The sequence below is a fragment of the Virgibacillus sp. MG-45 genome (genome assembly GCF_036409425.1).
Lineage (GTDB): Bacteria > Bacillota > Bacilli > Bacillales > Amphibacillaceae > LDC-1.
Map to the genome: position 1 here is coordinate 1 of NZ_JAXOFU010000012.1, position 12,698 is coordinate 12,698.

At 41.2% G+C, this 12,698-nt stretch carries 9 protein-coding genes and 1 riboswitch; of the genes, 5 read left to right on the forward strand and 4 right to left on the reverse strand.

Features of this window, described 5'->3' with window-relative positions:
- The coding region (locus SPK86_RS12745) for a hypothetical protein (protein WP_330949520.1) at window positions 1–254 on the forward strand (254 nt) is incomplete at its 5' end.
- Window positions 255–374: 120 nt separating this feature from the next.
- A riboswitch (purine riboswitch) is annotated at window positions 375–476 on the reverse strand.
- A gap of 43 nt (window positions 477–519) precedes the next feature.
- Here SPK86_RS12745 and SPK86_RS12750 read toward each other — a convergent pair.
- The 4 genes from SPK86_RS12750 to SPK86_RS12765 form a co-directional block, all read right to left on the reverse strand.
- A complete protein-coding gene (locus SPK86_RS12750) occupies window positions 520–2,721 on the reverse strand; it encodes a transglutaminase TgpA family protein (RefSeq protein WP_330949521.1) in 2,202 nt (733 codons plus the stop codon).
- Window positions 2,715–3,983, reverse strand: coding sequence for a DUF58 domain-containing protein (locus SPK86_RS12755; protein WP_330949522.1), 1,269 nt, complete (start codon window positions 3,981–3,983; stop codon window positions 2,715–2,717). Before SPK86_RS12755 ends, SPK86_RS12750 begins: the two co-directional genes overlap by 7 nt.
- Entirely contained in the window at window positions 3,983–4,942 is a 960-nt protein-coding gene (locus SPK86_RS12760; RefSeq protein ID WP_330949523.1) for an AAA family ATPase, read from the reverse strand. Before SPK86_RS12760 ends, SPK86_RS12755 begins: the two co-directional genes overlap by 1 nt.
- Before the next feature lie 600 nt (window positions 4,943–5,542).
- A complete protein-coding gene (locus SPK86_RS12765; protein ID WP_330949524.1) occupies window positions 5,543–7,063 on the reverse strand; it encodes an amidase in 1,521 nt (506 codons plus the stop codon).
- A gap of 214 nt (window positions 7,064–7,277) precedes the next feature.
- Here SPK86_RS12765 and SPK86_RS12770 point away from each other — a divergent pair, with 214 nt between their 5' ends.
- The 4 genes from SPK86_RS12770 (at window position 7,278) to SPK86_RS12785 (ending at window position 12,690) form a co-directional block, all read left to right on the forward strand.
- Window positions 7,278–8,270 carry an ABC transporter ATP-binding protein gene (locus SPK86_RS12770; protein WP_330949525.1) on the forward strand — a complete coding sequence of 331 codons (993 nt, stop codon included), beginning with the start codon at window positions 7,278–7,280 and terminating at the stop codon, window positions 8,268–8,270.
- A complete protein-coding gene (locus tag SPK86_RS12775; RefSeq protein ID WP_330949526.1) occupies window positions 8,263–9,285 on the forward strand; it encodes an ABC transporter ATP-binding protein in 1,023 nt (340 codons plus the stop codon). The genes SPK86_RS12770 and SPK86_RS12775 overlap by 8 nt, the downstream gene beginning before the upstream one ends.
- A gap of 118 nt (window positions 9,286–9,403) precedes the next feature.
- Complete coding sequence (locus SPK86_RS12780) at window positions 9,404–11,206, forward strand: peptide-binding protein (protein WP_330949527.1); 1,803 nt, start codon at window positions 9,404–9,406, stop codon at window positions 11,204–11,206.
- 518 nt (window positions 11,207–11,724) lie between these two features.
- Entirely contained in the window at window positions 11,725–12,690 is a 966-nt protein-coding gene (locus SPK86_RS12785) for an ABC transporter permease (RefSeq protein WP_284141337.1), read from the forward strand.
- The last annotated feature ends 8 nt before the right edge of the window (window positions 12,691–12,698 follow it).

Genomic DNA, 12,698 nt, shown 5'->3' on the forward strand with positions numbered 1-12,698 from the left:
CGATTCTTGATCGAATTCGGCCATTTCTTGATCGAGTTCACCCTATTCTTGATCGAATTCGGCCATTTCTCGATCGTTTGAGCCCGATTCTTGATCGAATTCGGCCATTTCTTGATCGAGTTCACCCTATTCTTGATCGTTTCCGCGCTTCACCCTATATTCGAAGCGTTATCCTTCTCTCGGCACTCCCGCTATCATCCAACCTGCTTCTCCACAGTTTTACACAAAACGCTGTGGAACATACTACTCGCTAATTCGCGGGTCGCTCACATCGCATGCTTACATGAAAAAACCTGCATTTCTCTCTCTTTGCAGCTCTACCATACGGAAAAGTACAAAAAGGCAGAAATCCAGGTTTACTAAATCTAGTTATACCTAAATAAATCTGCCTTCATAGTCAGGGCATTTACGGCGCCCCGGTAGAGACTCTTGAACCTTATTATCAAGGATATACGAACGGCAACATATATTTTTTATAGCTTTTAATGCTACTTATTTTACTAACCAATGCAGGCTTGGTCAACCCATAATTCGTTTAATTAAATTTTTCCATAATTGTGTGATTTCTGTTGTGCTTTTATTTTTTTCATTATTATAAAGCATTCGTTCATATACATTCGTTAATTGCCCCATTGAATCTGTGTCATAGCGTATGTCAATTCGTTTTGCATATTCTCTTAGCGTCTGATCACTATCGCGTGGGATGCCATTTCGTTTTAACAGCTTTAACAAATGATGATATGCTTCTTGGTAGGTTTGTGCGTCTGGATTTTGCATAAGCTTTCGTTCGATAAAAGCGGTCTGCAGCTGAAAACGGCGACAATATAACATAAATGTTACTCCGAGCAGCATAACAATCCCGGCATAAACAAACAGATTCATCGAGAATGGATTCTTTTCCTTCGTTGCACTGCTTGATGCTTCTACTGCTGTTTCTTCTTCTTTTTTCTTGATGTTTTCTTGTTGTTCCTGAGGATTCGTTTCTGTTTCCGGTGCATCTAACGTATCATCTGTTGAGCTTGTACCTGTACTAACATCAAATTCTGCTAAGTTAGAAAAGCCTTGTGTCGGTTCAAATGGTACCCAGCCAACCTTTGGAAAATAAACCTCTACCCAAGAATGGGCATTTTTGTTGGTGACCTCATACACGTCAAATTCCTTCCCGGTAGAGGCTCCCCTCTCGATGCGCTCCCCGCTTGTAAATCCTTTTACCCATCTTGCAGGAATTCCGAGTGTACGCAGCATTACTACCATGGAGGTGGAATAGTTATCACAATACCCGAGTTGCGAATCGAATAAAAACTGATCAACATAATCTTGATCCTTACTAGGAACTGGTACATCGCTAATTTGATAGACAAATCCATTCCTACTAAAATACTTTTCCACTGATCGTACTTTATCATAGCGATTATAGTCGTCACTTGTAATGTCCGCTGCTAGCTCATACACGCGATCTGGAAGCGTTTCTGGCAATTGTAGATAACGTTTTCGCATCTCTGCATCGCCCGAATCATTCGGAAAAGACTCCTTCATTAATTCTATTGGAAAAGAAGGGTGATTGTATTGCAGCTTGTAGCCTTTTAAGCTTATATCTTTCCCATTTATTTGCGTTCGTGCTTCACCGAGCTCTTCATCTACTAGTAAACGTACATTAGTATCTACTTCCACCTTTTCCGTTCCATAAGGATAAAGCAGCTTTTTGATTTTTAATGGTTCTGCAAATTCAACTTCCCCTTCTAATGCTTCTGTTTCTACCTGCTGTGAAAAGGAGTTGTAAGAAAGGCTATTCGTTTGTTCCATGTAAGCAAGCTCCTCTGACCTTTCCCAGCCTTTTCCGGTATAAATATCCTTTGATTCGATTCGCCAATAATGCTTTTCATTCACTTTCGCTTGGAAGACAACGGTATCATCCTGTACAAATGATCCACCTAAGCGTGAATCGTCCTCACCATAACCAACCTTTTGTACCGTTCCTCCACTTCCATTCCCATATCCTGTTACCGCTTGGATATACGGGACCGGGTCAGACCATTGTGGGCCAAATTTTGGTGCGGAAACACCGATAATGGAAGCAGCTAAAACCGTTACAATAATCGGTATGATCCAGCGCGGATTTTTTCGCGCCCATGCATAGCGAATGCCTTCATCATAAAGTACACGAAAAAAGTTGGATAAGCCTAATGCAATAAATGCAAGGACAAATGGTCGAATAATCGATAATCCTACTTTATAAGCTGTGAACGTATCTAGCACTGCCAAATAGATAAATGTCAATATTACAAAAAGTAGAATCCGTTTTACGACAACAAACCAATAATGAATTAAATAACTCATTAGCCAAATAAGCACTAGAAATAGCGTGCTTCGAAACAGTGGCGTCAATTCATACCAGCGTTGCGAAAACAATGCTTCCACATTCCATTGAAAATCATCTACCATATAAAGCATCCAGTCCATGCTAAAAAACGAAGACTCAAAAAACAGCGCCTGAATGATAAATAGCATTCCAAATCCTTTTAATAAAAAAGAGAGCCACCATCTCGTTTGCAGCAAGGATATAACAAAGCAAAACAACGCATAAACTAGGAACAAATTCATATTACTCGTGTCTGTAATTTGTCCAATCGGGTATAACCACTCTAAGAAAAGGAGCAGCCCTAAAACATACATTATGAAGGCATATAAAAATGGGATCTCGTTTTGATCTTGCTTCACCATGTATTCACCTCAATCGGACTTTGCAAAAGCTCTTTTTCCGTCAATATGTGGATATGTATATCCTGCAATTGGAGCTGTTGCACTGCGTTATATTGTTCATCTCGAATATTCACTTCCGCATCAATAAAGAAAACATGGACCTTTCGTTTTCGTTGCTTTATTTTTTGAAGAAAGCTTGATAATGCATGATCGAGATTGGTAGTAACAATTACAAGCGAATTGGTTCCCGGGATACGGACAAGCTCTTGTTTTAATTGCTCCGCAAAATGACGCTCTCCATTTGCTTCAATCCGAGTTAAATGCTGCTGAATGCCTTCGCGCTTTGTTGGATCGTGCTGCACGGGAAAGAAAACTGTTTCACTCGTAATGGATAGAAGCCCTACTTGAGAGGATTTTTGTTGAATCGCTCCGATTAAAGAAATCGTTAATTCGATTGCCGCTTCAAAAGCTAATGCATTGAATCGTTCATGATAACAGCCATCCAGCACAATTAACGTGTCTTCACTTTTTTCTTGCTCAAACTCCTTCGTCATTACCACATTTTTCTTCGCCGTTTGCTTCCAATCGATCCAAGAAAAACGATCCCCTGGAATATATTCACGAATTCCCGAGGCAACATTTGTATTCTTTAAATTAAATGCGAGTGAGGATGCTGTGCCTTGCTGAAAGCTTGTTAGTTTTTCTGCTAATTGCAGTGGTCGTTCATTTGGAAAAGCGATCAGCTCATCCTCCAATAAAAAAACATGCTCTTTTTTAACAAAGCCAAACACATCGCCAATCGATATCCGAATTGCTTGGAGCTGATGCACCCCTCGCGGAATATGCTGCAGTTCATACGAGAGACGAATCTGTCGACGGAACCACGGAAATATCATTTTTTTGATTCTGCGTCTTACTTGTAGTTTTTGTGGTTGATGCAAGTACACATATTTTTCTTTGCGGGTATCCAGTTTATTTAACGTTTGAGGTAACAGTTCTTCACAAACACAATAAAATAGTGGAAAAGGAAGCTTTCGGGAGATCTGCACATGTATAGGTACATGACCTCCAGCTCTTACCATATGCTGCAATTGCTTTCTTTCCACCCGCCACCTTTTAATTGGATAAAAAAGTAATGCAAGATGATAGATGGATATAGGGAGAAAGCTATAAAATAAAAACCAGCTTGTAAATCCTCCTTGAAACATTGCAAACGAAAACAAAGCGATGATTAAAACGATATGAAGCACTAAACTCCCAACAAAGCGAAAATGGTCTTTCATTAACTAAATTCCTTTCGCACTGGGATATAAGTGTTTTTTACAATGCTTTGAATAACATCCTCGTTTGTTTTTCCTTCATACCGTGCATCTGATTGAACAATAATTCGATGTGATAGCACGAATGGAGCAAGATATTTTACATCATCCGGAATAACGAAATCGCGTCCGTTAATGTAAGCATATGCCTTTGCTGCTTTCATTAATGCAATTGATCCACGGGGACTAACACCTAGAAAGATAGATTCATGTGATCGTGTGCCTCGTACAAGCTGAACAATATACTGCTGTACATTTTGTTCCACATAAACACGCTGTACTTCCTCCTGCATCGCGACGAGCTCTTCCTTCGTAATTACAGCTTCAATTGTATGAATAGGGTGTTCTCTTGACGTTCGCTCTAACATTTCAAGCTCTTCAGTCATGGTTGGATAGCCCATATTCATTTTCAGCAAAAAACGATCTAACTGCGCTTCTGGTAGCGGATATGTACCTTCATATTCAATCGGATTTTGCGTCGCCATAACAAAAAACGGCTTATTCAGCTGCATCGTGTTCCCGTCCACCGTAATACTCCGTTCCTCCATTCCCTCTAATAAAGAGGATTGTGTTTTTGGAGAGGTACGATTAATTTCATCAGCTAACACGATGTTTCCTAATAATGGACCACCGCGAAATTCAAATTCCATTTCCTTTGGATTATAAATAGAGATGCCAGTAACGTCTGATGGGAGTAGGTCTGGGGTGAATTGAATACGTTTAAAATCACAATCAAGCGATTTCGCCAATGTACGGACAAGCATCGTTTTTCCAACACCTGGAACATCCTCCAGTAAAACATGCCCTTCTGCGAGGAGTGCAGTTAAGCTTAAGATGGCAATGTCTTCCTTGCCAATCATCACTTTATTTATATTTTTAATCACTTTATCTACTTTTTCATTATAAATCATGGCATCCTGCATCTTTATATCGGCCCCTTTAGTTTTCTATGAATCCCCGTTTCAAACATTCAAACAATTCTACTTTAACTATACTAAAAACCGTAAATGAATGAAAGAACTATCAAAAACTAGTATGCACCGTTCCGTAGATTTATATACTTCTACCGCAAGCAAGATTGATAGGTATTTAGAAAAGTGTGGGAAACTAGAATGAGGACTACCTGCACTTTGTTGGGTGGAGCTGGTTGAATCCGAGCGAGGGTGATCTCTTTTCGAGCGAGAACTACCCGAATTCGAGCGAGAATCCACTCCAAACGATCGAGAAACTACCCTAAACGATCAAGAATCCAACCCAAACGATCGAGAGCCACCCTAAACGATCAAGAAACTACCCTAAACGATCAAGAATCCAACCCAAACGATCAAAAAACTACCTCAAACGATCAAGAATCCAACCCAAACGATCAAGAATCCACTCTAAACGATCGAGAATCCAACCCAAACGACCAAAAACTCCCCAAATTCGAGCGAGAACTATCCCCCAACAAAAATGGATCTGATTCTCCTTTTCCAATCTCGAAAAGAAGAATCGATCCATTCGATAAAAACTCAGACTATCCCCTATCCCTGATGATAGGTTTGTTGTTTTTCAAAGTACGGATTTCCTTTCATCCCTACCCATATATCACTTTGCTCCATTTGGTAAGCAAGCTGCAGCAGTTGGTGCTCCATTCCTTTTGGTGCCATGAATTGCACACCAAGTGGGAGTCCTTCCTCTGATGTATACACTGGAACGGACATTGCTGGTTGGCCGGTTAAATTGGCAAGCTGTGTATACGGGGTATACGTCAAGCTTGGTAAAAACATATCCCAAATCACTTCCTGCTTTTTCACCGTATCTGATGTGGCGATTTCTTTCTGCAGTAGTGCTTCTGATTCTGGACTGTGCGTTAATTCACCAATCTTCGGTGCGGTATAAGCGGTTGCAGGTGTTACATAAAAGTCATACGTTTCATGAAAAGCAGCCATGTTTGCGGCCGCTACGTCCCATGAAGCTAGACTCGCTGAAAAGGCTGCCGCAGAAACGGATTTTCCTGCTTCGTTAAGCACCCATGTTTCGATTTCCACATCTTCTGCGGTAATACTTCGACCAAGTGATCGCTCCAAGCCTTCCACTAACGTAGCTATTTCTCCACTATTCATTAAATAATAGTCTTTCATAAGCTGGATGCCATCCACTCCGTTGTCCACTTCTTCCACAAGATGACCTTGTCCTTCTAACCAATGCAGCACTTTTTTAACCGCTCGTTTGGCATCCTCGGAAACAGGCGTCCCGACTGGCGAAGCTGTCGTATAACCAATGCGCAATTTTTTTGGCAATGGCTGCTCCAATGTTTGCTTATAGCCTGCGCGATATAAAGGCGTTTGAAAAGCTGCTGCAGGCTGAATAACTTGAAGCACATCAAGCAAGGCTGCGCTATCGCGAACTGTTCGACTAAGAACGAAATCGATTGATGCCCCGTGCCACTGTCTTCCTGTGCCAGGTCCTACTGGTGTTCGACCTCGTGTTGGCTTTAGTCCAAACAATCCAGAAAAAGATGCAGGGATACGAATCGAGCCTCCGCCATCACTTGCTCCGGCTAATGGTACAACACCAGCGGCAATCGCTGCGGCTGCTCCACCGCTTGACCCTCCTGGTGAATACGCTAAATTCCACGGATTCCTTGTTGGTCCATAGAGCTTTGGTTCGGTAATATTTTTCAAGCCAAATTCCGGGGTATTTGTATGTCCAAGCATAGAAAAACCCGCCTCTCTTATTTTCCGTACAAAATGAGAATCCTGCTCTGCGACTGAATGTTGAAAAAGCTTAGAGCCTGATGTAAGCAATTCCCCTTCTATCGCCTGCGAAATATTTTTCAGTAAAATTGGCACACCTGAAAATTGCGCATATGTAGGATCGATATTCGCTATCGCCTTCATCACCTGTTCCATCCGTTGATGTGTTACAGCATGAATGGAATCATTCACCTTGTCCAATTGCGCATATGCAAGTAATGCTAATTCCTTCGGCGTCGTTTCCTTTTGCTTAATAAGCTGTGCCATTGCTGTTGCATCTAATGATAAATATGTATTCTCATTCATTCTTGCTTCCTCCTCATCACACTGGCTTTAAATTAAGGGTTCTAGTCCAACACATTCCAAGTAGTCATCGTTATTTACGAATAAATTAACGTTACCCATCATAGGATATACGAATAATTCGATTTATGATACAAGTCTATTCTCCTACACGTAAATTTCTCTTAACAGACTTATCATAGCATTCAATTTTGACTAAGCAAAATGGGGTGGATACATGAATACGGAACCAGTGTTATCAGTGAAAGCATTAAAGACATATTTTTACTTAGAAAAAAAGCAAGTCGCTAAGGCGGTTGATGACGTTTCTTTAACGATACACCCTGGGGAAACTGTTGCCCTTGTTGGCGAATCCGGCAGTGGCAAAAGCATTACAGCATTATCTATTATGCAGCTGATTCAAAAGCCAGGAAAAATCGTGGACGGCTCCATTTACATGAACGGAAAAGCAATTCATAAATTAAGTCAAAAAAAGATGACTGCGATACGTGGGAATGAAGTAGGAATGATATTTCAGGAGCCAATGACGGCATTAAACCCTGTCTTTACAATAGGAAATCAAATAGCAGAAGTGCTACGGAAGCATCAAAAAATGGAAAAGCAAGAAGCACAAGCAAAAGCTATTAATCTATTAGAAACCGTAGGGATCCCAAGAGCGGATAAGCTTATTAAATCCTATCCCCATCAGCTATCTGGTGGGATGCGTCAACGCGTTATGATTGCGATGGCGATCGCTTGTAATCCGAAGCTATTAATAGCAGATGAGCCAACAACTGCACTCGATGTCACGATTCAAGCGCAAATTCTAGATCTAATGGTTCGTATGAAAGAGAAGTTTAATATGGCACTGCTCCTCATTACGCATGACCTTGGTGTCGTATCTGAATATGCTGATCGCGTGCTTGTGATGTATGGCGGGCAGATTGTCGAGCAGGCACCTACATCGGAAATATTAAAGCATCATCGTCACCCATATACGAAAGGACTATTAAATAGTTTACCAAAGATCGAAGAAGAGGTTGACCGCCTCCACACCATTAAAGGAACCGTTCCGCCAGCATATGATTTCCCACAGGGGTGTCGTTTCTCGACCCGCTGCCCGTTTGTAATGGAGCGATGTAAGCAAGAAAATCCAGAACTCATAGACCTTGATAGAGACTATAGTGTCAGGTGCTTTTTATATGAGAATGGAGGAAATGTTGATGCATGAGTTACAGGAAAATAAAACCGAAGCACGTTCCGATATTCTCTTAGATGTGCAAGCACTGAAAAAGTATTTCCCTATCAAAGAAGGGGTTTTCAAGCGTACAACAGGATATGTAAAAGCCGTTGATGATGTGTCTTTTTTTATCCGCAATGGAGAAACCCTTGGGATTGTTGGTGAATCAGGATCAGGAAAATCAACGCTTGGCCGGGTTATCCTCCGCCTACTTGATCCAACAGCAGGAAAAATTTACTTTAATGGAAATGAGCTTGCCGCTTTAAAACAACGAGCGGTTCGCAGTTATCGACGCGACATGCAAATTGTGTTTCAAGATCCGTTCGCCTCCTTGAATTCAAAAATGAGTATTGCTGAGCTAGTTGAAGAACCATTACTCATTCAAACCTCCCTTTCGAAAAAAGAAAGAAAAGAAAAAGCAATTGAGATGATCGAAAAAGTCGGACTACGTGCCGACGATCGCCTAAAATACCCCCATGAATTTTCCGGGGGTCAACGGCAGCGTATCAGTATTGCCCGTGCCCTAATTATGGAACCGCAATTTGTTATCTGTGATGAACCAGTTTCTGCATTAGATGTTTCTATCCAAGCACAAGTATTGAATTTAATGAAGGATTTACAGGATGATTTGGGACTTACGTATCTTTTCATTGCCCACGATCTAAGCGTTGTAAAGCATATTAGTGATCGTGTTGCAGTCATGTACTTAGGAAGAATCGTTGAAATAGCTACAAAGCATGACCTTTATAAGCAGCCCCTTCATCCATATACAAAAGCATTGCTCGCTTCTATTCCAAAAGTCGAACATCAACAGCCCATCCAACAAAAACGGGAAAAAATTATTTTGTCAGGGGATATGCCTAGTCCAGCAAACCCGCCATCTGGATGTGCATTTCGCACAAGATGCCCAAGTGCCTTTGAACGCTGTGCAAAGGAGCGTCCCGTTTTACAAGATGTAAGAAATGGCCAGTTTGTTGCATGTCATTTATATACAAGGACGACATAACTATTTGTTATCAGCGATGGGAATATAAAGACTCCAGCTATACTGCTTGAAGGAGGTGATCGTTGGATTCCATTCCTGGAGGCTTGATGTTCACCAATAAGATAAAGGGGGAATTTTATTGTTTCGTATAAGCAAGCAACGATTATTACTCGTATTTTTGTTTCTAGCACTCTTTGTTACACTTATTGCCTGTAACGAGGAGACGACAGAACCCGAAAACGAAAAGGATAAACAATCCGAAGCAACAGGCGAAAAGGATGCGAAGGAAAAGGATGAACCGCAAAAGGGTGGCACCATTGTTGGAGCGATGTACTCGGCACCAGCAGGTATGTTTAATCCTATTTTCTATGAAGAAGCATATGAAGCCAATGTCATTGATTTCGTGTATGAGGGCTTAGTGACACAAAATGAAAGCTTAGAATTCACGCCAAATCTAGCAAAAGAATGGAAAACAAATGATGATCAAACTGAAATCACCTTTACATTAGAAGAAGGTGTCAAGTGGCATGATGGAGAGGAATTTACCGCAGAGGATGTTGTTTTCACATATAAGGCAATGGCTGATCCAGATTATGTGGCCTCTGGCGGAATTCGTACTGCCTATGTCATGCCACTACTTGGATATGAGGATTATGTAGAAGGAAAATCAAAGGAATTCAATGCCGTTGTCGCAGAGGATGATTATACGGTTACGTTTAAATTCGAAGAGCCGAATGTCAATCCGTTATATACGGCAAGCTTCTCCATTATTCCGGAACATATCTTCAAAGATATTCCTGTTGCTGACATGCCAAAGGCACCAGAATCCTTAGAAGCAGGTAAGATAATCGGAACAGGACCTTTTAAATTCACCGAAATGGTTGAACGTGAGCAATATATTCTAGAACGCCACGATGATTATTGGCAAGGCGCTCCTTATCTTGACAAAATCGTTTGGAAGGTTGTCGCACAATCTGTCATGACTGGTTTACTGCAATCTGGCGAATTAGACTTTATTGCTGATCCAAACGGAATTGCACCAGCTGATTATGATACCGTAAATGATTTTGGAAACATAAAAATTATTGAACAGGCTGACTTTGGATATCAGCTACTCGGCTTTAAACATAATCACCGTTCTGCTGAAGATGTAGAGAACGGCTTACTTGAGCCGGATAATTGGGTTCCTAATGAAAAGTTAAAGGATCCTAAAGTTCGTCAAGCGATTGCGTATGCTGTCAATCGTGAAGGATTGATTGAAGGTTTATTACATGGTCGCGGGCAAGTTATTAATTCCCCAATTGCCAAGCAATTTTGGGCATATGATGAGAACGCAGCCGTTAACTATACGTATGATCCAGACAAAGCAAAACAAATCCTCGATGAGCTAGGGTATGTTGATAAAAATGATGACGGCTTCCGTGAAGATCCAGATGGCAATGAGTGGGTATTAAATATGGATTATCCAACAGGAAATGAGCTTCGCGAAAAATCCGCGCCACTTATTGAACAAATGCTAGAAGAAGTCGGCATTAATATTAATCTTCGCCAGCCAAAGGAAATGACTGCCTATGTAGAAAGCCTGACAAATGATAATACAGACTGGGATCTATATTTACTCGGCTGGAGTCTAGGAAGTGCTGATCCAGATCCTACTGGTCTATGGTCACGGAGAGCACCGTATAATTTCTCACGCTGGAACAATGAAAAATCAGATGAACTGATTAAGAAAGCATTAAAAGCACCAGAAGCATTTGAGCAAGATTTTCGTACAGAAGTGTATGCGGAATGGCAAAAAACATTTTCGGAAGACCTTCCTGCATTGCTGCTTTATGCACAAAATAGCTTATGGGCATATAATGAGCGCTTAAACGGCATTGATCCACTACCATATTCGATGTACAATAATGCGCATTTATGGTGGGTCAAGGATGCAAAATAGTTTTTTCTAATTCACTAAGCTATCTTCCCGTTCTAACTTGAACGAAAATTACAGTGGGAGGCTGGGACAAAACAATTTTACATCTAAAAAATCCAAACGAAATATTGACTACAGTATTTAATTCAATTTAATGAATTTATCGGCAGTTGAAAGGGGTGAGACTCCTTGAAAAAGAAAAGCACTTTTTCTGCGTGCGAAGCGTCGCTGCCGAAGCATTCCTTGTCCTGCGGGAACAGCAACAGGGGAGCGCAGACTAAAACCGCTACGTCCTGTAGCAACGTCTGCGCTAGTACGTCCTGTACGTCGAAAAATCCACACGGAAAAGCGTATTTTCTTTTCCGTGTTAGTTGAGGCCGTGCCGCGGCAAAGAAGACACTGCGAAGTCTTTTTGAGCAGATGTCGCGCTTGTGCCTGTGGTGAAAGCGAACCCATTTTCAAACTAAAACGGATTTGTTCGGATTTTGATACCAATGCTTTTGTTTTGTCTCATCCTCTCCTCCTTACTAGGAGGCACTATTATGTACAAGTACATTATAAGAAGAATATTAATCTTTATTCCCATGCTTATCTTATTGACAATCATTGTTTTTGGATTAGCAAAGGCTGCCCCTGGTGATCCGTTTACTGGAAAAATCTTAGACCCTACTGTCGATCCGGCTGTTTTCGAAAAGCAACGAGAGGAATTAGGCCTGAATGATCCTATCCCAGTGCAATATGCAGCATGGGTGAGCGAAGTAGCAAAGGGAAATTTCGGTGAATCGATGTATTACAATGGACGGTCAGTACAAAGCCTGATTTCCGAGCGTGTCGTAAAAACTTTAAACCTCGGGCTTTTCGCCCTCGCGATCACATTAATTGTTGCGATTCCAATTGGAATGTATTCAGCACGTAATCCGTATTCCCTGCTTGATTACGGTGCAACGACTTTTGGGTTTCTTGGATTAGCGATCCCGAACTTCTTTTTTGGTCTTATTGCCATCTATGTTCTTTCCATCAATTTAGGCTGGTTTCCAGCTCAAGGAAGTATTACAAGTACAGAAGTAACTGGAATAAGTGCATTTTTTAATCGCATTCATCATATGGTATTACCCGGAATCACACTTGGACTAGCCGGAACTGCTAGCTACATGCGCTATATGCGCTCTGAGGTGCTTGATGTACTCGGAAGTGATTATATTCGAACTGCTAAAGCAAAAGGAATGACAGAGCGTAACGTACTTTATAAGCATACATTACGAAATGCCATTATCCCCATTATTACGTTAATGGGCTTTGAATTTGGAGCGCTGTTAAGTGGAGCAATCATTACGGAACAAGTGTTTAGCTATCCAGGGCTAGGGACATTGTTTATTAATTCGATTACAAATCGGGACTATCCAGTCATTATGGCCATTAACCTCTTATTAGGGGTGACGATTTTAATTGGTAACCTGCTCGCAGATATATTTTACAGTATTGTCGATCCGAGAATTCGCTATGATTGAGGTGAATA